We start from the raw sequence: 22,321 nt of genomic DNA, 5'->3' as shown, positions 1-22,321 counted from the left end.
TTGTCATGATTAAAGAAGAACGAAGAAAAAAGAAAAAAAGAAAAAACATTCTGCAGGTGATACTGGGAATCCTGATTGTGCTTGCGCTGGCAGTTCTGATCATTTTTACCGTTTTTAAAGTAAAAAATGTGGAGGTGGAGGGAAACAAACTCTACGATGCCAAAGTGATTGAAAAAGCAGTATTAAACGATGAGTATTCCTGGAATTCCCTGTATGTATTCCTGAAATATAAATTTGTCAATACCAGTGAAGTTCCGTTTGTGGACACGATGGAGATCAGCCTGAAAGATCCGCAGACTCTGCATATCAAAGTGTATGAGAAAGGAATCATGGGATATCTGTATCTCTCCTCGATCAATAAGAATGTCTATTTCGACAAAGACGGGATTGTGACAGAATTGTCTGACCGTGTGATTGAGGATACACCGCAGATCCTTGGGATTGACTGTAAAAAAGTAGTGCAGTATGAAAAGCTGCCGATCGGTTCAAAGCGGCTAAAGCAGCTTCTGACGCTGACGCAGGCTTTAAAACGCAATGATCTGATCCCGGATTCCATTACCTATGGTGTGGAAAATGAGCCGGTTCTGACATACGGGACGGTTAAAGTTTCCATGGGTTCCCTGGAATTTCTGACCCAGAAAGTGGAGCGGCTGGCAAAAATCAAGCCGCAGCTGCAGGGAATGGAAGGAACACTACATTTAGAAAACTGGACAGAAGAAACGACAAATATTGTGTTTGACAAAACGGAAAGTTCGAAAAAAGATAATAAAAAATCATAATTTTCGGTTGATTATTTGTATGAAAAATTATATTATAGTCTATATGGGTACGTATGAAACATTTTTATGTTTCACGGTGCCGCAGGGCTATAGGAAAGAGGAGGAAGAACCATGCTGGAGATTCGGACAACAGAGACAGATACGAGTGCCAAAATTATCGTGATTGGTGTAGGTGGTGCTGGTAATAACGCTGTGAACCGCATGATTGATGAGAATATAGGTGGAGTCGAATTTATCGGAGTAAATACAGATAAGCAGGCGTTGCAGCTTTGCAAGGCTCCTACGTTGATACAGATCGGAGAAAAGCTTACAAAAGGACTTGGTGCAGGAGCACAGCCGGAGATCGGCGAGAAAGCAGCAGAGGAAAGTGCAGAAGAATTATCCGCTGCAGTCAAGGGTGCAGATATGGTATTCGTTACCTGTGGTATGGGTGGCGGTACCGGTACCGGTGCAGCACCGGTCGTTGCAAAGATTGCCAAGGAGCAGGGAATCCTGACCGTTGGAGTTGTGACAAAGCCATTTAAGTTTGAGGCAAAGAAACGTATGATCAATGCCGTATCCGGTATTGAAAAACTCAAAGAGAGCGTGGATACCCTGATCGTTATTCCAAACGATAAACTTTTAGAGATCGTTGACAGACGTACTTCCATGCCGGATGCATTAAAGAAAGCAGACGAAGTATTACAGCAGGCAGTACAGGGAATCACAGATCTGATCAATCTGCCGGCACTTATCAATCTGGATTTTGCCGATGTGCAGACCGTTATGAAGGACAAGGGTATGGCACATATCGGTATCGGTAATGCCAAGGGCGATGAGAAAGCAATCGAGGCAGTGAAACTTGCCGTTGCATCTCCGCTTCTTGAGACAACCATCAATGGTGCAAGCCATGTAATCATCAATATTTCCGGTGATATTTCCCTGATGGATGCAAATGATGCAGCAAGCTATGTACAGGATCTGGCAGGAGAAGATGCAAATATCATCTTTGGTGCAAAGTATGATGAGACCATGACAGATGAAGCTACGATCACTGTAATTGCAACCGGACTGGAGAATCCATCCATGAAGATGAAGCCACAGCAGCAGGCGGGTGGAATCGGTGGCCGTATGGTATATCCGAATACAAACAATGTCCGTCCGACAGGTTCCGTTGGAATTGTTAGCCGTGCAGCTGCTTCTGGAAACAATAGTTTTCCGGGGGTTAATAACAGCAATTATGTCAATACAGGTACCGGTGTGGGAAGCAGACCAGTCAATCAGCCGCAGGCACAGGCACCGGCTCCTTCCGCTTCGAACTATTCCGGAATCCAGCGTCCGAAGCCGGTAGAGAGTAATGTAAAGCCGGTAGAAATCAATATTCCGGATTTCCTGAAGAATCCTAGAAGATAAAATCGCACAATATGTCGATAATTTCCAAATAACAACCTCTTGTTTTTGCCAAATTATGAGGAATATTTTTCTTATAATAGGAGCAGAGACAGGAGGTGATTTTTTATATATGTATTCTATATTGATATCTTTCTGAAACAAAACTTTCTGATGAATTTTCTTGTATTATCCCTTACCTGTGTATTTTGCAAAAGTGCAGTCTGTCACCGGAATCTGCGCATGTTGGCTGCGGCGGTTTCCGGCACGGGACTTGAAGCGTTTGGACTGATGGTGCTGCCTTATGCAATTACCGTTCTGTGTACTGCCATCGGCATCGTGCCGCTTATGGTTTTTCTTGCGTTTGGCAGGGAAAATAAAAAACAGAGGATGGTGAGAATTTTAAGCAGCTGGTTGTCCATTGTATTGTTAAACGGAGTGGCAACTGCAGTTTACAATCTGACGGGACTGGAAAATCTGTATCTGTATACCGCATTGGCAACGGCCGGAATCACTTACGTACTTGTCAAAAATCTTGTGGTGTCGGTGCAGAGGCAAAAGCGACAGATGTCTGTGGTTCTGTATAACAAAACGGTGTCGGTTCCATGTATCGGACTGCTGGATTCCGGCAATCTTTTAACCATGCCATTAAGTGGGAATCCGGTACATATTGCAGATGCAGCCCTGCTGCAGAAGCTTGTCGATGAAAAAACGGTACAAAAGGAGATTCCATACCGTGCACTCGGAAATCCGCATGGAAAATTGCAGGTGTACTGCATGGATGGGATGAAAGTGGAGACGGAGCCGGCAAAATTCTGTGACTGGAAACAGGTATGGGTTGGCTGCGCGGAAAATGGGGTGCTGTGCAATAAACCGTATCAGCTGATTTTGCATGCATCGGTGGCAGACCGCTGTGGCTGCACAAAAGATCCATCCCAAATGACAAAAAAACTGAGAAAGGAGAAACGTAATGTTTTCACTGTTTGAACTGGTGTGGAAGAGAATCCGCCTGTTTTTTACGGATGATGAGGTTTTTTACATAGGAGGGGCAGATGTACTGCCACCACCTTTGGAGCGGGAACAGGAGAACCGCTGTCTTATCGCTTTAAGCGGGCTGCATGGGGACAGTGAACCCATGACGCGCGAAGACGCAAGAAAGCAGCTGATCGAACACAATCTGCGTCTGGTGGTATATCTGGCACGGAAATTTGAAAATACCGGAATCTGTGTGGAGGATCTGATCTCCATCGGAACGATTGGGCTGATCAAGGGAATCAATACATTTAATCCGGAAAAGAAGATCAAACTGGCGACTTATGCGTCCCGGTGTATCGAAAATGAGATTCTTATGTATCTGCGCAGAAATAATAAAGTGAAGCTGGAGGTATCAATTGATGAGCCGTTGAATGTGGACTGGGATGGAAACGAACTTCTTCTTTCGGATATTCTTGGAACCGATGAAGATATCATTTACCGGGATATGGAGAATGAGGCAGAGATCATGCTTCTCCGCACTGCGGTTAATACGCTGACTCCGCGGGAAAAAGAAATTATCTGTCTGCGCTATGGAATCGGAAGAAAAGACGGCAGGGAAATGACCCAGAAAGAAGTGGCAGACCTGCTTGGAATTTCGCAATCCTATATTTCGAGACTGGAGAAAAAAATTATGGTGCGGCTGAAAAAATCAATTCAAAATAATGTGTAAGTGTGCTATACTAATTACATAAAATTTGCTCTGAAATAGTAAAATTTATATGCAAAATAACAAGGACAGCAGGATGAAAGGGCGTGGTTTTTATGAAGATTGAATTTTTAGGGGCAGACCGTGAGGTGACGGGAAGCTGCCATTATGTGGCATTTGGGGAGACTCATTTTCTGGTGGACTGTGGTATGGAACAGGGGGCGGATCTGTATGTGAATCAGGAGATACCGGTTAACCCGGCAACGATTGATTATGTGTTTGTGACGCATGCCCATATTGATCATTCCGGACTTCTCCCACTTTTGTATAATCACGGGTTCCGGGGAAAGATTTTTGCAACAACGGCAACCTGTGAACTGTGTAATATCATGCTGAAGGATTCGGCACATATTCAGGAATTTGAGGCAGAATGGAAAAACCGCAAGGCGCGGCGTGCAGGAAGGCCGGAAGTGACACCGATGTATAACATGGAGGATGCGCAGGGGGTTTTAGAGCATTTCGTTCCGTGTACATACCATGAAACGGTGCAGATCTGCGAGGGACTGACCATAAGGTTTGTCGATGCGGGGCATTTGCTTGGCTCCTCCTCCATTGAAATATGGGTGACTGAGGATGGCGAGACAAGAAAACTTGTCTTTTCCGGGGATATTGGAAACTACAACCGTCCATTGATCCGTGATCCGGAATATCTTGAGGAAGCGGACTATGTGATCATGGAATCCACTTATGGAAACCGCAATCACAATACACCGCCGGATTATGCGGCAGAACTGGCAAAGGTGATGAATTCCACGTTTACCAAAGGCGGAAATCTGGTCATTCCGGCATTTTCTGTCGGCAGGACGCAGGAAATGCTTTACTATATGCGCCGGATCAAAACCGAGGGGCTGCTGCCGGAGTATCCGGGATTTGAAGTATATATCGACAGTCCGCTTGCCGTGGAGGCAACAAATATTTTCCATAAGAGTGTGGAAGAGTGCTTTGATGAGGAAGCAAGACAGCTGGTACAGTCGGGCATCAACCCGATCGGGTTTCCGGGACTGAAAGTGGCAGTTTCCAGTGAAGAATCCAAGATGATCAATTTCAACCAGAAATCCAAAGTGATTATTTCGGCTTCCGGCATGTGCGAAGCCGGTCGTATCCGGCATCATTTGAAACACAATCTGTGGCGGACGGATTCCACGATTCTGTTTGTCGGCTATCAGGTGCCGGGAACGCTGGGCTATTCTCTGTTAAACGGAGTCAAAAAGGTAAAGCTTTTCGGAGAGGAAATTGAGGTCAGAGCAAGCATCGTAAACCTTCCGGGTATCAGTGGTCATGCGGACAGGGATCATCTGACCGCATGGATTGCAAACTTTAAGAAGCCGCCGAAGAAAGTGTTTATTGTACATGGCGAGGAAACCACAGCGGTAGAGTTTGCAGAACATGTCAGAAACGATGTGGGATTTGATGCTTTGGCTCCCTACAGTGGGGATGCATATGATCTGCTTACCGGAGAGCAGATCGCACAGGGCAGCAGACAGCTTGTGGAGAAAAAGACACAGGGTGTTTACCGTGCAAAATCCGGCGCGTTTGACCGCCTGATGATTGCGGGAGAACGTCTCATTGCCGTTATTAAAAAATGTCAGGGCATGGCGAATAAAGATCTTGGAAAGTTTGCGGATCAGATCAATTCGCTCTGCGATAAGTGGGACCGGTAAATTTGAGGGGAAAGCGGGACTTAAGTCCCGCTTTTCCCATGTCCGGAACAACCGGATGAAAATGAATAAAAAAACAGCACATGGGAATCCTTTATTATAAATCCAATTATAACGGAGGAATCCCATGTCTACGTACAAAGTTGAAATCTGCGGGGTAAATACGGCCCAGCTGCCAATACTGAAAGAAGAAGAAAAAGATGAACTTTTCAAAAAGATAAAAGCCGGCGACAAGGCATCCAGAGAAACCTACATCAAGGGAAATCTCCGGCTGGTATTATCCGTGATCAAACGGTTTAATAATCATAATGAAAATGTGGACGATCTGTTCCAGATTGGCTGTATCGGACTGATGAAGGCAATAGATAATTTTGATACGAGTGTCGGGGTGAAATTTTCCACCTATGCGGTCCCGATGATTATTGGTGAAATCCGCCGGTATCTGCGGGATAACAGCAGTTACCGCATTCCGCGTTCGCTGCGCGATATTGCATATAAAGCCATGCAGGCAAAGGAACGGCTGGCAAAAAATGCGCAGAAGGAACCGACTCTCGAAGAGATTGCAGCCGAATGTGAGATTCCGGTGGAGGATGTGGTCTATGCACTGGATGCCATCCAGACACCTTTGAGTCTGTTTGATCCGGTTTATACGGATGGAGGGGACACCCTGTATGTGATGGATCAGATTTCGGACAAGAAAAACAAAGAAGAGCACTGGGTGGAGGATTTGTCACTTTCCGATGCCCTGTCACATCTGAATGAACGGGATGAGCATATCATCCGTCTGCGTTTTTTTGAGGGAAAGACACAGATTGAAGTCGCGGATGAAATTCATATTTCGCAGGCGCAGGTGTCGCGGCTGGAGAAAAATGCGTTAAAAAGTATGCAGGGGTATCTGCGTACATGATAGCGGCCTGTTGTAAAATGGTTTTGTTATTGCTATAATGTGGAATATACAAAACGGAGAGGAAAAGAAATATCCGGCAGTAGAAAATTGCATTCTTGATTTTTGCGGTGTACTGTGCTATACTGTCAACCGTTGCAAAGCCCATAAACAGGGGATTGCACGAAAAATTACCGAGTGTTCGAGACCTTCCACTCGTAAAACAAAACTAAAGGAGACAAATGGATATGAGAGACAAAAAGGTAACATTTATTGTTCAGGCTGCTGTGATTGCAGCACTTTATGTAGTGCTGACTTTTGTAGCCAACGCACTGGGACTTGCATCCCACACGATTCAGGTACGCTTTTCCGAAGCACTGTGTATCCTGCCTGTTTTTACGCCGGCAGCGATTCCGGGACTGTGGATTGGCTGTCTGCTTGCGAATCTGCTGACAGGTGCCGTGATTTATGATGTCATTTTCGGAAGCATTGCCACGCTGCTGGCAGCGGTATGTACCTATCTGCTGCGCAATCACAAGATTGCATGCACATTTCCACCGGTTATTTTTAATATGATTATTGTTCCGTTCGTGCTGGTCTATGCGTACGGTATTCCGGCGGTATATTTCCACGGTGTGAATGTAACCATCCCGTTTAATGCCATGACGGTCGGAATCGGAGAGGTGATTTCAGTATGCGTTCTTGGAAGCATTCTGATGCGTGTACTTGCAAAATACAAAAATGTCATGTTCCGTGCCACCGCACAATAAAAAATTATATCTGATAGAAGGTTCTGGAAGTCCCTGCGAGAGCAGGGGCTTTTTATTTTAAGAAATTCTGTAAATAAGCCAGACAATTTTAAGAAAACCTTAATGTCATTCCAAAATAACGTATGTTATCATAAATAACAGGAAACCGTAAAGAGCATTTATGGAAGGAGAAGGTTATGAAAATAAGAAAGACAATCTGCAGTCTGCTTCTGGTATGCCTGGCATTTTTAGGCATATTTTGTGGCAGAGCAAATGTATATGCAGATCAGAAACAGGCATTGTCGGCAACGGTGACACTGCTGAAACAGGAAAAAGACTGTGTCGTGCAGGTGGAGGCCAAAAACAGTGGGGCGGATTTTTCCGGAAAGGTGCGGCTGGTGTTTTCCGGTACAGACAACTCCGGAGGCTGCGCATTTGAACAGTGCCTGACATTGCCACAGAATGGAAAAAAACAGTATACAATGACCATTCCGTATGCGGATGTCAGCCAGACGCGCGGAAACGGAATCGTGGCGTTTATCGATGAAAAGGGAAACGTTGTGGCACAGGAAGCATTTGCCAGTATTTTTGGCAAAGAAAAGCGCGGTATTGGTGTGGGAGTGCTTTCGGATCATTATGATGCGCTTGGCTGGATGAGCATGAGCGGCCAGACCTATTATCTTCACGGAAAAGACCAGAATGTATATCTGACACAGATGGACGCAGATACATTGCAGGCACAGCTGGATGAACTGTATTTTCTTGTGATTGATTCCTACGATGTGAGTTCACTTGGAAAAGAGAAGATCAAAGCAATCGAGAAATGGGTGAAAAACGGTGGATGGCTGCTGATTGGAACCGGAGAGCGCGGCAAAGATACACTAGGTGGTTTTGATTCCTCATTTATGGAGGTCAGCTGCAAAAGAGTCAGCAAAGTGGGAGAAGAAAATGATGCATCGAAAGAAATGCAGCAACTGGGAAGTTATTCCGGATTTACCGGGATTGATTTTTCACAGATGCCGGTTGCAAAGTTGCAGCGGAACAATATAAATGCAAGCAAAAGCGAAGCTTATCCGGGGTGGGTGTATGCCTGTGGGGATGGTGCCATCGGTGTATGTGCCATTTCTTTTGGCGAAAAACAGATGCAGAAAGCTTCCCCGGATCTGTGTTACGGAATTTATGACCAGGTGGCAGGATATTCCATGAGCTATTCCCAATATGTCAATGACGAGGAATGGGGATGGAGTGGGGAAAATGCATTCGGTGTCATTGACCACCTCAATACGGCACTGGATTTTTCCTGGCTGAAAGTTCTGATCGTGGTCTATGTGATCGTTGTTGGACCGGTGCTTTATCTTTTTCTTTGCAAGATGAAAAAAAGAGACTGGTACTGGCTGGGGGTACCGGCACTTGGCATAATCTTTATCGGTGTGGTATTTATCGGCGGACGGAATTTAAAGCTGCATGAGACACGGGTTTATTCGGTGACCGCACAGCAGGCGGATGGAAAAAGTACCACCGGTATCGCCACCTATTACAATGCGTATCATTCCGGGGTAAAACCGTGGAAAGTACGGCTGAATGATAATTACGCATATGGCGGTTCAGGTCTCAGTGAATCATACAGCATGGCATCTTCCGGCAGGGTATATGCAGACCGTTATCACTATTTGGTGGAATATGACAGGGGTCTGTCCCTTGGGGTAAAACCGCAGAGCAATTTTGAAAATGCTTATCTGTTTGCGGCAGGAACTGCCAAAGGATGCGGAAGCATAGACACCAGTGGTCTGGTGCTCACGCAGCAGAAACAGGGGGGAAGCATAACAAACAACACGTCCTATGATTTCCCTTATCTTGTCTGCGTGTCGGATGATACGGTCATGGTATTTTCGGATGTAAAAGCAGGTGAGACCATAACGATAGACGGGAAAAGTAAAAAACCACTGCTGTCCCAGCAGATTTCTTATTTTGATGATGTCTACAACGTGTTATCGCAAGACAACATGAATGGAAATACATACTCGTATAAGCATAAGGATATGGCAGCTGCACTGTATCTGGGACTGTGCCAGATCCGGCGGCAGAACGATGTGTCGGGTACTGTTGTAGTGGAAGGAGTAACCGCAGACTACGGAAAAACCATAGAGAGCAGGTGCTCGGAAATTTCGTTTGGCTGTCTGTATACGATTGCCGGTCAGGAGGTGTCTCATGCTTCAAATTAGTCATTTGTATAAAAACTACGGAAAATTTCAGGCGGTCAGGGATCTGAATCTGCATGTGCCAAAAGGGGATCTGTTTGGCTTTGTGGGACCAAACGGAGCCGGAAAGACAACAACAATCCGGATGGTATGCGGACTTATGCCGCCGACAGAAGGAACCATTACGATCCATGGCGTGGATGCCCTGCTGCATCCGAAGGAAATCAAAAAGCAGATCGGTTATGTACCGGATTTCTTTGGTGTGTATGACAATTTAAAAGTCAGCGAATATATGGATTTTTACGGTTCCATGTACCGTATGACTTCCAGGGAGATCACCGCGGTATCCAATGATCTGCTGGAACTTGTCAATCTGTCCGACAAAAAAGAGGTTTATGTGGATACGCTTTCCCGCGGAATGAAGCAGCGGCTGTGTGTGGCACGGGCACTCATCCACAATCCTTCCCTTCTGGTGCTGGATGAACCGAATTCCGGTCTGGACCCGCGTGCGCGTGTGGAGATGAAAGAACTTTTGCAGAATCTGCGCAGCATGGGAAAAACCATTGTGATCAGTTCCCATATTTTGTCGGAGCTGGCAGAGATGTGCAACAGCATCGGTATTATGGATCACGGAAAACTCGTAGAAGCAGGAAACATCGAGGATGTCATGGAACATGTTTTCGGTGGAAACCGGATCGTGGTTTCGGTTCACGGGGAGATGGAGCCGGCAGTGCGCATGCTTAAGGAACACCCGCAGATTAAGGTGGAATCGGTGGGAGAAAAGGAAATCCATATCTCGCATGCCATGAAAGAGGAAGAAATCGCGCAGTTGATCGCACAGATGATACAGAATGGAATTATCGTGACAGGATTTTATAAAGAAGAGGGAAATCTCGAATCCCTGTTTATGCAGCTGACAGGAGGGCAGGAAGATGAGAATTAATCCAATGGTAAAAAAAGATATTAAAGTACAGGCGCGCAGTATGCGGATCTGTTGGGAAATATTTGCTTATGAGGCGATTATGGCAGTTGTATTTTTCTTTGCCATGTTTTTGTTTTCCCAGCAGATGACCTATTCGTCAGCAAACATATACAGCAGCATTGTCTGGCTGTATCCGGCACTTGCGGTCACGCAGATTTTTATTCTGGGAGTGGTAGTCCCGGTGCGCACGGCTTCTGCAATTTCGGGTGAGAAAGAGCGGCAGACCTTTGATATTATGATGACAACCAGCATGACCGGATTTTCCATTATTATGGGAAAGGTGCTCACCGCGATGATCCAGAGCATGTTTTATGTGGTGGCAGGACTTCCGATCGTAGCACTGGCATTTGTCATCGGCGGACTCTCATGGGGCAATCTGTTCTGGTTTCTGGCGGTATCATTACTGGTTTCGTTCGTTTCTGCAAGTATTGGAATTTTGTGTTCTTCCATCTGTAAAAAAACGATCAGTGCCATAATTTTATCGTATGGTATCTATGTCCTGCTGTTTATCGGAAGTTTTCTTCCCTATCTGGTCACCTCGGTTGTCCGCATGTCAGGTGGTGTACCGGAAAAATCCTGCTGGGTGCTTCTGGTCAATCCGGGCATGTATCTGCTTGAATTTTTTACCTGGAGTATGACCGGAACATCCGTGGCGGAAGAACTGATCACAAATTACGGGAAAACACTTTCTGTTTCGGGTGCTGCTGTACATTATGGATGGATGGCCGTTTCCACGCTTTTATTTGTGGCACTGGCATTTGTCTTTCTTCTGATTGCGATGCGGCGGATCAATCCGATGGCAGGATATGGAAGAAAACATGCAGGGGGAAAGCAGCATGGATGAAAAAGCATTTCTGTTGCAGGAAATCCGTTACAGCAAAAGAAAACAGAACGTAAAAAAGTTCCTGCGCTATGAAAGCACAGGAATTGCCGCAGGTGGAACCATCGCCATGGTGCTGGAAGGATGTGCGGTGTTTGTCCCTTTTTATACGGTGCATGTGTGGGCTGTTTTGGCAGTTTTATGTGGTGCGGCAGCTGGAGGCATTTATACGGTAATGAAGAGATGTACCATGGTACAGGCAGCACAGCAGATCGACCGTTTCGGGTTTCAGGAACGGATCGTGACGGCATATGGGCGTATTGGAAAAGAGGGTAGTATCGACCGGATGCAGCGCAGCGATGCCGTGCATATGTTACAGGAAGACCATGCATGGAAAAAGGCGCGTGTTTGTCCGGACCGAAGGAAACTTGTGGCACTTTTTCTTTCCCTTGGGCTGGCGCTTGTTCTTTCGTTTGTGCCGTCCCCCGCGCATAAACAGGCGCAGCAGCGGCATGCCATCCGGCAGGAAGCCCGGGAAAAGGAAAAAGAAATCCAAAAAGTGATGGATGCCTTAAAACAGACAGACACCTCTTCCATGACAAAAGAACAAAAGAAAGCCCTGCAGGAACTGATACAGTCACTGGCCTTATCGCAAAAAGAAATGCAGCAGGCAGATACGAAGCAGGCACTGGCATCTGCCGGGCAGAAACTTTCCTACAAGTATGGACAGGCGGCACAGATTTCCGGGGCAGATGTCCTGGCATCGGTACTTAAAAATATCCAGGTGAATACCAATACAGGAAAACAGCTGGCACAGGGGGATGTACAAAGCACTACACAAAACACTACACAAAGCGGTACGCAGCGTGGGGAATCCACGCAGTCTTCGGAAACCAGTTCCCAGGATTCCGGGGATGGGGAAGATTCGGGCAGTGGAAAGGACGGAAGTGGAAGTGGCAATGGAAGTGGAAGCGGAACCGGCAAGGGGACAGGAAGCGGAAACGGAAGTGGAACAGGAAACGGAACAGGCAGCGGACGCGGAACCGGATCCGGAGGGGGAACACATGATTATGTGAGTGTTCCGAATAAACTCGGAAACGACAGCAGTATCACAAAGGACAAGGGGGATTCGAAGAATTCCGATTATTACAAGGCGAAGAATGGTCTGGCATGGAAAGGCGAACACGTGGATTTAGATTCCGTGGTCGGCGATTACACGAAAGAGGCCTACGAAGGCATTGCCAATGGAAAATATCCGGCCGGCATGGAAGATGTCATCCGGAATTATTTTGAAAATCTGAACTGATGGAGAGGAGATCTTATGACAGAATATGAAGTATGCCAGCAGAACACCATGGCATGTGAACAGGAAATTGCAAAGGGAATTATCGGACAAAAAGACGTCATCCGCCAGGTCATGCTGGCACTTCTGGCGGGCGGAAATGTACTCTTAGAAGGTATGCCGGGACTGGGAAAGACCATGCTGGTGCGCACGATCAGCCAGGTGTGTGATCTGAGTTTTCAGAGAATCCAGTTTACCCCGGATCTGATGCCGAGTGACGTGACCGGTACCAACATCATCGTAAAAGAAGAGCAAAAAAGTGCATTCCGGTTTGAAAAAGGACCGATTTTTGCCAATCTGGTGCTGGCGGATGAGATCAACCGTGCCACGCCAAAGACACAGTCAGCTCTCTTAGAGGCCATGCAGGAACACACCGTGACGATCGGAACGACCAGCCATCCGCTGCCGGAGCCGTTTCTGGTGCTTGCTACACAAAATCCGATCGAAAACGAGGGAACTTATCCGCTGCCGGAAGCCCAGCTGGACCGTTTTTTGTTTAAAGTGCTGGTAAAATTTCCGGACCGGCAGGAACTGCGGGAAATCGTGGAACTGACGGAGGGAAACCATCCGCCAAAGATCGAAAAGGTCATGGACCGGGAAAGCCTGCTTGCAGCGCGCGCATGCGTTGCACAGATTCCGATTGCGGATGCCGTCATGGATTATATTCTGGATCTGGTTATGGCAACTCATGCAGACAATCCGTATATCCGGGAGGGGGCAAGCCCGCGTGCGGCACAGGCACTGATCCGCACAGCCAGGGCACGCGCGTTTATGGAAAACCGCCTGAATGTCTCGTTTGAGGACGTCAAATGTGTCGCACTTCCGGTATTGCGGCACAGGATTCTGCTCAGTTTCGATGCAGTATCGGAGGGGATTACGGAAGATGCGGTGATTGGGCAGATCTTAACAGAAAAGGAACAGGGACTGTATGCTTGATGCGGGAATTTATGAACAGCTGTCGCGGCTTGTGATCGCGATGAAACAGAAAAGCAGCCAGAATATGGCAGGAAACCGCAGATCCGTACAGAAAGGGACTTCTGCGGAATTTTCCGATTTCCGGGAGTATATGCCGGGAGATGATCTGCGCAGGCTGGACTGGAATGTCTATGCGCGGTCGGAGCGCATGTATATCCGGGAATATTTCGAAGAAAAGGAAGCAGTGGTATCGGTTATTCTAGATACCAGTGCATCAATGCACTATGGAAAAAAGAGCAAGGCAGAACTGGCACAGGATCTGTGCGCGGTGATTGCCTTTCTGACTTTGCACCATATGGACCGGCTGGTGCTGTATGACAGCAGCCAGATGGGAACTCCGCTTGTGGTTTCCGGGGGAAAGAATGCACTGCCAAAAGTACTTGGATGGCTGCAGGCACGTACATTTTCGGGGACAGAGACGGATTCTTTTTCCGCCGTGCGCCAGATGCAGAGGCGTGGGGCGGGAGTTACCGTGATTGTCAGTGATTTTCTGACCGAAGCAGCGACAGATCCCACGCAGGATTGTCTGGAAAAAACGATGCAGTATCTGGACTTTACGAAACAAAGACCCGTGTTGCTTCAGACACTGTGTGCGGAAGAACTGCGTGTGACAATGGACGGTACGCGCAATCTGATAGATATGGAGTCCAAAGAAAAACTGCGCGTGACGATGCGTGCGGATGTGATTGCGCGATATGAACAGGAACTGCAAAAGCTTTCTGTGCGGCTGAAAAAAAGTGCATCGGCTGCCGGAGGCACTTATATACTCTGTGATTCCGAAAAAGAGAGACGTGCGCTGATTTTAGAAGATTTAAGACCTTTGTTTGTCTGAGAAAAATTTGAGGATGGATTATGATATTTGAGAGTTTGTGGCCACTGGCATTTTTGCTGGCGGTTCCGGTTGTTGTGATTTTATATCTGCTTGTGCCAAAGGGGACAGACACACCAGTGTCTTCGAACCTGTTGTGGAAGAAGCTTTTTTATAATGAACAGTCTAAAACGTTCTGGGAAAAGTTTTTGCACAATCTGCTGATGTATCTGCAGATCGTGATCCTTTTGCTGCTTATTCTGGCACTGATGGCACCGTTTATACAGCGTAAGGGTACCGGCAGTACGGACGTGGTGTATCTGATTGACACCAGCGGAAGCATGAAGCATCTCACCAAAGGGGGCAATACCCGCTTAGGGGAAGCCGTAAGTGAGATCAAAGAGCAGATTGCCGCTTCGGATGGGGCAAAAATATCCATTGTTACCTGTGACGGCACGGGAACCAATCTGCTTGCCGTCCATACTTCCGAAAAAAAAGCACTGTATCGGACGCTGGCAGACATCAAGGGCACGGACACAGCCGGATCGCTTTCTGATGCACTGGCAACCGTACAGACGGTGCAGAAAAAAGACAAAAAGAACGATCTGGCAGATGTCATCGTCTATACCGACGGCATTGGGGCAAAACAGACGAAAAATCTCAAAAGTCAGCTTCAGGCAACCATCCGCGTGGTGGGAAGTCCCGTTTCTAACGTGGCGAATACGTTTCTGTCCTGCACCAAAGACAGCAGCGGGGACACGTATACGGTTGCATCAGGCGTGACAAATTACAGCGATCATGCGGCAAATATGGAGATTACGCTGTATGAGGGAAAGAAAATTCTTGAAGTGCGTACACTTTCCCTTGCCGCAGACGAGACGTATACCTGCCTGTTTAAACAGGTGAACTGGGGAAACCAGCCGCTGCATACCGAACTTTCCGCAGTGACATTTGCCGGCAGCAGCCAGAAGGATTCCTTACATGAGGATAACTGTGCCTATGCACTCAAAGACCAGGTTTCCACGAGCAAAGCCACACTGATCGGGGAAGGAAATACCTATATCGAAAAAGCGTATCTTGCCGTGACCGGAGAGAATCTTTCCAAGGCAAAAACAACGGATGCACTTGACCGTGACGATCCGGGGGTCTGTATTTTTGATGCGGATACGGCAGTGCAGGAATCTAATCAGCAGAAGGCGCAGATGATTTTTGCCAAAGAGGGAAAGAACGAGGAAAAAAATGTCAGCCTGTCCGCCGGCGATACCGAACTGACTTCCGGAATCCGGGACTTTGCGCTCGGGGTAAATCAGACGTATGTGTATGATCTGCCGGTCTGGGCCACGGGCTTTCTGTGGAACGGAAAGCAGTGCGCCGCATACTACGGGGAGCATGACGGAATCCGGGAGGTGGTACTTGGATTTGACCTGCGGGAATCGGATTTTGCCCTGCAGCCGGAGTTTCCGGTATTTATGAACCATGCGCTGCACTATCTTGAGGACAGTTCCCTTCTTTCCCAAAACGTCTATGATGCCGGAGATACCGTGCAGTTTCATGCATTAAACGGTGTGGACGTGCAGCAGATTGCAGCACCTACCGGTCAGGCAGGACTGTTTACCGTAAAAGCGGGCGACAGAAAGGAATCCTATATTGTAAAATTTGCATGCAGCAGCCAGTCGGATGGACGGATCACGGCAGGCGATTCCGGCAGCCGCAACACGATGCAGCGGCAGCTTGTGCGAAAGCAGATGCGCAATGTCATCCTTATCCTTGTGCTTCTTCTTATGATACTGGAGTGGATCTGTTATGTCCGGCAGATGCGTTACCGTGGGCGGTTTTATCTTGCGGTGCGTCTGGTGGGGCTTGCCCTTTTGGTGCTGGCTGTCTGTGGAATTTCGGTGCCGCTTTCCCACGCGAAAGACACAACCGTTTTTCTGGTTGATCTGTCGGAGAGCAATGCCGCAAATCTCACGCAGATGGAGCAGTATATGAGCCGGCAGGTCAAAGACATGCCAAAGAACAATCAGTATGCCATCGTAACGTTTGGAGCCAATGCGGTTGTGGAACAGTTTCTGACCAGTGAGAAACACAGTTTTCAGATTCTCTCGGCACCGGAGGCGGATGCAACCAACCTTGAGGAAGCTGTTTCCACAGGACTTTCCATGATCCCGGACAATGCGGCAGGACGGCTTGTGGTGCTTACGGATGGAAAGCAGACAAAGGGAAACATTGAGCATACGGCATCGGCACTGACGGCAAAAAACGTGCAGCTGTATTCGGTTCTCTATGAAGATACAAAGCAGGGGAACGATGCCTATATCGAAAACGTGGAAATGCCGGAGTATCTCTATCCGGGTGATTCCTATTCCATGACCGTAACTGTGGAAAGCAACTATGAGACCGAGGCGAAGCTGCAGCTTTTGCAGGGAACAGAGATGGTCAGTCAGACAAGCGTGCATTTAAACAAAGGCAGCAACCGTTTTGTTTTGAAACAGAAGGTAGTCGGTACCGATGCGCAGCAGTATACCGTGCGCGTGAAGGCACCGAAGGACACCTGTGAAAAAAACAATGATTATGGTACGCATGCGACGGTGGATTCCCTGCCAAAGATTCTGCTTGTATCTGGAATGGGAGAGGACAGCACACCGTTTTTAGGACTTTTGGATGCTGCCGGATGCAATTACCGGCAGGTATCCGCAGTCAGTGCACCGGATACTTTAAAAGAGATGCTGCAGTACAAGAGCATCATTCTGGAAAATGTGTACCGGACAGATCTGCCGGAGGGCTTTCTAAAAAATCTGAAAACTTATGTGAAAGACTACGGATGCGGTCTGGTGGCATGCGGCGGCGAGGACAGTTTTGCACTGGGCGGATATCAGGATACGGAACTGGAGAAACTTCTTCCGGTCGATATGCAGCTGCGCGGGGTAAATGAGAAACAGAATCTGGCAATGGTCATGGTGATTGATCATTCGGGCAGTATGTCGGAACAGACCGAAGGAGGCACCAATCTGGATCTGGCGATCGCGGCTGCCAAAGCGGCTGTGGATCAGCTGGATACGAAAGATGAAGTCGGTGTGGTAACCTTTGATGATGGTTACACCTGGCAGGTGCCGCTGGAAAAAGTGAAGGATAAAGACAAGATCCATCAAAGCATCGAGACGATCAGCGAAGGCGGTGGAACGACCATCAAACCGGCCGTGCGTGCGGCACTAAATGAAATCAAGAAGAGCAAGGCACAGCTAAAGCATATTGTGCTTCTGACGGATGGACAGGGGGAAACCGAAAATTTTGAAGATATCATCAAGGACTGCAAGGATGCCGATGTGACTCTTTCCACGGTGGCGGTTGGAGAGTCGTCTGACAGACTGCTTCTGGAACGACTGGCAACGCAGTGTAACGGCCGCTATTATTATTCCGATATCTCAACCGATATCCCAAAAATCTTTGCACAGGAAGTATTTTTAAATGGAGATACCTATTTGCAGAACGGGCAGTTTTCACTGAAAGGAAACAGCAGCAATGCCATCACGAAAAATCTCTTTGCCGATGGCTGGCCGCAGATCAAAGGGTACGTGAGTGCCTCTCCGAAAACCGGAGCCAATGTGCTGCTGGCATCTGCCGAAAAGGATGACCCGATTTTGTCTGTCATGCAGTATGGACTGGGGCATACGGTTGCGTGGAATACCGATGTGACAAACCGCTGGACCGCCGGGCTGGCACAGCAGAATGATTACGTGCAGCTGTGGAAGCGGATCATCGATTACAGTGCGGGAAATACAGCACTCGGCGAAGATCGTGTGGATGTAACTACCGTAAACGGAACAACGAAAGTTACCTATTATGCCAAAGACTACGCAGAGCAGACACAGGTGGAGGCTGTGTACACGGATCCGGATGGAAAAACGCATCAGGCGAAACTGACCGCAAGTGCGCCGGGAACTTATGAGGCACAGCTGGATACGACAGTCTCCGGTGTCTACAATCTGAGCGTGCAGCGGAAAAACGGCAAAAAAATCGAAAATGCCCTGACCACCGCAGCCGTGGTACAGTATTCGCAGGAGTACAAATTTGCGCTGACAAACGACAGCTTTTGTGCGTTCATCAAACAGTATGGAAAGATGCTTTCCCCAAAGAAGAATGTATGGAAGAAGTTAAAAGCTTCCGGGCGGGCACGGGTTTGTCTGACCAATCCGCTTTTAATCCTTTTGCTTTTCGTATTTCTGGCAGATATCGCCATGCGGCGGTTTGCCTATGTTCCGCCAATGCCACACTGGACGAGACCGGCAAAAAAAGCTATAATGACAGAAGAAAAAACAGCAGAAGACGGGCAGCCGGAGCCGGAAGCAGAAAAACCAAAGGAAAAGACAAAGAAAGCAAAACCGGAGGAAACGGCTTCCCAGGCACTCGATACTTCTGCGCTGTTAAAGAAAAAAGAAAAGCGGAACCATTCCGTTTAAAAGAAAACAGGAGTCATTATGCAATCAGACAGCAATTTACGAGAAACGTTACGGAGTATCGATCATAAAAGTTATCCGGCATACAAATCCCTGCGGGGAAGTTACCGGTTTGCAGACTATGTGTTATCCATCGATCATGTGCAGGGAGATCCTTTTGCGGCACCTTCCCATGTGCGCGTGACCGTGGATGCAAAGGCAGCGGCATTTCCGGAATATGCCATGAAAAATACACGGACGCGCACAGCACTGGCAGATGAACTGCTGCGCACGTTTGCCGCACAGATCAACCACTTTACATTTAAGGCGAAGGGATCGGGCAAGAGCGGTCTGATCTCGGTAACCCACTGCGGACAGGAGATTCTGACCCGGACAGCCTGTGAAGTGAACGAAAAAGAAATCACCGCGCGTTTTGCGGTGGGATTTCCGGCAAACGGACGGACGATCAATGCCAGGGAACTGGAGAAAATTCTGTTTACCTATCTGCCGGAATGTGTAAAGCACTCATTTTATTATAAAAATCTCGATGCCCGCAGAATCCGGGATGCCGTGGAACTGGCAGAAGACCAGCAGGCAGTCCGTGACCAGCTGAAAGAACAGGGGCTGGTTGCTTTTGTTGCCGATGATGCGGTACTGCCGCGGGAGAGCGGGATTTCCTCCCGGCCGATGAAACAGTCCGTAGCCTTTACCTCTCCGGAATCCCTTAGGGTGACGATGCAGCTTCCGCACAGGGGTGCGGTCACCGGTATGGGAATCCCGAAAGGAATCACACTGATCGTCGGTGGCGGCTATCATGGAAAATCCACACTTCTGACTGCACTCGAACTGGGCGTTTATAACCATATCGCAGGGGACGGCAGAGAGTTTGTGATCACGGATGAGACCGCCTTAAAACTTCGTTCGGAGGACGGACGGTTTATCAAAGATGTCGATATTTCCATGTTTATCAATGACCTGCCAAACGGAAAAGATACCCATCATTTTTCAACGGAAGATGCCAGCGGAAGCACATCGCAGGCAGCCGGGATCGTGGAAGGCATGGAGGCGGGAAGCCGCCTGTTTCTGCTGGATGAGGATACGTCCGCGACGAACTTTATGGTAAGGGATGCATTTATGCAGAAAGTAGTCAGCCCGGACAAAGAGCCGATCACGCCGTTTCTTTCCCGTGCGCGCGATCTGTATGAGCAGGCAGGAATTTCTACCATCCTGGTAGCGGGCAGTTCCGGTGCCTTTTTCCATATTGCGGATACCGTGATCCAGATGGACCGCTACAAGCCGGTTGATATTACAAAAAAGGCGAAGGCATTGTGCAAAGAATTTCCGATTTCAGAGGAAAAGCCACATCCGTTCGCCCTGCCACACAGTCACCGGATCATGGAAAAAGATAAAAACGGTGCCACAAAACGCAGGGATTACCGGAGCGGAGCCGTGCGCAAAAATGAGCTGGAGCGGTTAAAATTAAAAACCATGGGAACGGATGGATTTGCCATTGGAAAGCAGACCGTGGATCTGCGGTATTTAGAACAGCTGATCGACAGCGAACAGACTGCGTGCCTTGGCATGCTCTTAAAATATGCGGTCGAACACCTGGTGGACGGCAAACGGACAATTGCCGAAGTCGTTGTACAGTTACAGAAAGAACTCGAAACGTCCGGCATGCGTTTTCTGGCAGAAAACGGTATCGTTTCCGGCGGTTATGCCATGCCGCGGGTGCAGGAGATGTATTCCTGTTTTAACCGTTATCGTGTATAGAAAAAGGGAAGCACAGGAGAGACTATGAAAAGAATATTAGTTGTCGTTGACATGCAAAACGATTTTACGACCGGACCGCTGGGCAATGCAGAGTGTGCAGCAGTCATTCCGAAGGTCGCGGAAGTGATAAAAACAGGTGTGTATGACAGAATCATTTTCACCCAAGACACGCACCAGAGTAATTATCTGGATACGCAGGAAGGAAAGCGGCTGCCCGTCGTGCACTGCATCGAAGGAACCGAAGGCTGGGAGATTGCGCCTGTGATCCGTAAGGCAGCATCCTTTTATTCCAAAGAACAGATCGAGACGATCTGTAAGCCGGCATTTGGCAGTGTGCAGCTTGGTGAGTGCTTAAAGCAGTACTGCGGTGATGCAGAGGCACAGATTGATTTCTGTGGCGTGTGCACGGGTATCTGTGTCATCAGCAATGTCATGATTGCCAAAGCCTTTGTTCCGGAAGCGCGCGTGTGCGTGATTGAAAAAGCATGCGCCTGCGTAACACCGGAGTCGCACCGCACGGCGATCGAAGCGATGAAAACCTGTCAGGTGGATATACAGTAATTGTATCTTATTTAAGTAAGAAGAAAAGAGAAGAATTATGAAGTTAAATCAGATCATCACCAGTCTGCTGGAAACAGACATGTACAAATTCAGTATGGGAGAGGCCATCTATCACCAGTTCTCCGACTATAAAACCACATGGACATTCAAGTGCCGCAATACCGATGTGCACTTTACGGCAGAGATGGTGCAGGAGATCAAAGAGCAGATTAAGGCGTACTGCAGTCTACGTTTTACAGAGGAAGAGCTGGAATATCTGAACCGCATTACATGGATCAAGGGAAGCTATATTGATTTTCTGCGCCTGTGGCAGCCGCGCTATGAGGATTTTAAGATTTCGGATGAGGCGGAATGCGGACTTTCCATCGAGACATTCGGTACCTGGCTGAATACGTCCTTGTATGAGATCCCGACACTGGCGATTGTCAACGAAGTGTATTTCCGTATGGCGTACGATTATGACAGGCTTTATGCCAGTTTCCGGGAACGTCTGGAACGGAAGATCAAAGATGCCAGCGGCAGATACGAGATCGGTTCGTTCAGTGAATTCGGACTGCGCCGCCGTCTTTCCGCAGAGGCACAGGAGCTTGCTGTCCGCAAGCTGAAAGAAGCAGAATTTCACGGGTCAGAATTTGTCGGAACGTCCAACGTCTATCTGGCAAAGAAATACAATCTGACACCGGTCGGAACCATGGCACATGAGTGGATCATGTGTGTCGGACAGGGAAATCACAAACATAACCCGGCATACTCCAACTGGTATGCGCTTGATGCCTGGGTACGCGAGTATGGCGTGTTAAACGGTATTGCACTGACCGATGCGATTACGACCGACTGTTTCCTGCGGGATTTCCAGCTGACCTATGCAACGTTGTTCTCCGGCGTGCGTCATGACAGCGGAGATCCGGTGGAGTGGGGCGAAAAAATGATCGCACACTACCAGAAACTGGGAATCGATCCGGCAGGCAAGACTTTATTGTTCAGTGATTCTCTTGATTTTGCACGGGCACACGAACTGTACGAACATTTCCGAAACCGCACAAAGGTGGCTTTTGGAATTGGCACCTATATCTCGAATGATACGGATGTACCGGCACTGAATATCGTCATGAAAACCACGCTGTGCAACGGCATGGATGTCGCAAAGATCTCCGATACACCGGGCAAGGGAATGTGCAAGAACCCGGATTATGTGCATTATCTGAAACGATGCATCGACTGGCGTATGAATCATGACAGATAAAAATTCTG

The 22,321-nt window shown here is 48.0% G+C and carries 17 protein-coding genes; all 17 read left to right on the top strand.

Features of this window, described 5'->3' with window-relative positions:
- Positions 1 to 5 precede the first annotated feature (5 nt).
- The 17 genes from DXD06_RS06840 to pncB all read left to right on the top strand — a co-directional run bounded on the left by DXD06_RS06840 (position 6) and on the right by pncB (position 22,313).
- The gene (locus tag DXD06_RS06840) at positions 6 to 779 is read left to right on the top strand and encodes a cell division protein FtsQ/DivIB (protein WP_117831148.1); all 774 of its coding nucleotides are present in this window, start codon (positions 6 to 8) and stop codon (positions 777 to 779) included.
- A 111-nt stretch (positions 780 to 890) separates the two neighbouring features.
- Positions 891 to 2,171, top strand: coding sequence for a cell division protein FtsZ (ftsZ, locus tag DXD06_RS06835; RefSeq protein ID WP_117831147.1), 1,281 nt, complete (start codon positions 891 to 893; stop codon positions 2,169 to 2,171).
- A 105-nt stretch (positions 2,172 to 2,276) separates the two neighbouring features.
- Entirely contained in the window at positions 2,277 to 3,134 is an 858-nt protein-coding gene (locus DXD06_RS06830) for a sigma-E processing peptidase SpoIIGA (protein WP_330418167.1), read from the top strand.
- The gene (gene sigE / locus DXD06_RS06825) at positions 3,118 to 3,852 is read left to right on the top strand and encodes an RNA polymerase sporulation sigma factor SigE (protein WP_022045308.1); all 735 of its coding nucleotides are present in this window, start codon (positions 3,118 to 3,120) and stop codon (positions 3,850 to 3,852) included. The genes DXD06_RS06830 and sigE overlap by 17 nt, the downstream gene beginning before the upstream one ends.
- Positions 3,853 to 3,944: 92 nt before the next feature.
- Positions 3,945 to 5,549 carry an MBL fold metallo-hydrolase RNA specificity domain-containing protein gene (locus DXD06_RS06820; RefSeq protein ID WP_117831229.1) on the top strand — a complete coding sequence of 535 codons (1,605 nt, stop codon included), beginning with the start codon at positions 3,945 to 3,947 and terminating at the stop codon, positions 5,547 to 5,549.
- A 124-nt stretch (positions 5,550 to 5,673) separates the two neighbouring features.
- On the top strand, positions 5,674 to 6,453 hold the full coding sequence (gene sigG / locus DXD06_RS06815; protein ID WP_117831145.1) for an RNA polymerase sporulation sigma factor SigG: 780 nt from the start codon (positions 5,674 to 5,676) through the stop codon (positions 6,451 to 6,453).
- Between the two features lie 224 nt (positions 6,454 to 6,677).
- Positions 6,678 to 7,199 (top strand): QueT transporter family protein, encoded by a 522-nt coding sequence (locus DXD06_RS06810; protein WP_117831144.1) that lies wholly within the window; start codon positions 6,678 to 6,680, stop codon positions 7,197 to 7,199.
- Between the two features lie 176 nt (positions 7,200 to 7,375).
- Positions 7,376 to 9,400 carry a hypothetical protein gene (locus DXD06_RS06805; RefSeq protein ID WP_117831143.1) on the top strand — a complete coding sequence of 675 codons (2,025 nt, stop codon included), beginning with the start codon at positions 7,376 to 7,378 and terminating at the stop codon, positions 9,398 to 9,400.
- Positions 9,387 to 10,319, top strand: coding sequence for an ABC transporter ATP-binding protein (locus DXD06_RS06800; protein ID WP_117831142.1), 933 nt, complete (start codon positions 9,387 to 9,389; stop codon positions 10,317 to 10,319). Before DXD06_RS06805 ends, DXD06_RS06800 begins: the two co-directional genes overlap by 14 nt.
- Positions 10,309 to 11,202: an ABC transporter permease gene (locus tag DXD06_RS06795; RefSeq protein ID WP_117831141.1), complete on the top strand. Its 894-nt coding sequence runs from the start codon at positions 10,309 to 10,311 to the stop codon at positions 11,200 to 11,202. The genes DXD06_RS06800 and DXD06_RS06795 overlap by 11 nt, the downstream gene beginning before the upstream one ends.
- Positions 11,195 to 12,484 carry a hypothetical protein gene (locus DXD06_RS06790; protein ID WP_117831140.1) on the top strand — a complete coding sequence of 430 codons (1,290 nt, stop codon included), beginning with the start codon at positions 11,195 to 11,197 and terminating at the stop codon, positions 12,482 to 12,484. Before DXD06_RS06795 ends, DXD06_RS06790 begins: the two co-directional genes overlap by 8 nt.
- Positions 12,485 to 12,499: 15 nt before the next feature.
- On the top strand, positions 12,500 to 13,456 hold the full coding sequence (locus DXD06_RS06785) for an AAA family ATPase (protein WP_055068534.1): 957 nt from the start codon (positions 12,500 to 12,502) through the stop codon (positions 13,454 to 13,456).
- Entirely contained in the window at positions 13,449 to 14,327 is an 879-nt protein-coding gene (locus DXD06_RS06780; protein ID WP_055068535.1) for a DUF58 domain-containing protein, read from the top strand. The genes DXD06_RS06785 and DXD06_RS06780 overlap by 8 nt, the downstream gene beginning before the upstream one ends.
- 20 nt (positions 14,328 to 14,347) lie before the next feature.
- Complete coding sequence (locus tag DXD06_RS06775) at positions 14,348 to 18,760, top strand: VWA domain-containing protein (RefSeq protein ID WP_117831139.1); 4,413 nt, start codon at positions 14,348 to 14,350, stop codon at positions 18,758 to 18,760.
- Positions 18,761 to 18,778: 18 nt separating this feature from the next.
- The gene (locus tag DXD06_RS06770) at positions 18,779 to 20,509 is read left to right on the top strand and encodes an ABC-ATPase domain-containing protein (protein ID WP_117831138.1); all 1,731 of its coding nucleotides are present in this window, start codon (positions 18,779 to 18,781) and stop codon (positions 20,507 to 20,509) included.
- Positions 20,510 to 20,533: 24 nt separating this feature from the next.
- Positions 20,534 to 21,070: a cysteine hydrolase family protein gene (locus DXD06_RS06765; RefSeq protein WP_022045296.1), complete on the top strand. Its 537-nt coding sequence runs from the start codon at positions 20,534 to 20,536 to the stop codon at positions 21,068 to 21,070.
- Positions 21,071 to 21,107: 37 nt separating this feature from the next.
- Entirely contained in the window at positions 21,108 to 22,313 is a 1,206-nt protein-coding gene (pncB, locus tag DXD06_RS06760) for a nicotinate phosphoribosyltransferase (RefSeq protein WP_117831137.1), read from the top strand.
- Positions 22,314 to 22,321 lie beyond the last annotated feature (8 nt).

This window comes from Roseburia sp. TF10-5 (assembly GCF_003462365.1).
Classification (GTDB): domain Bacteria; phylum Bacillota; class Clostridia; order Lachnospirales; family Lachnospiraceae; genus Roseburia; species Roseburia faecis.
This window is presented reverse-complemented; position numbering and strand designations above follow the sequence as displayed.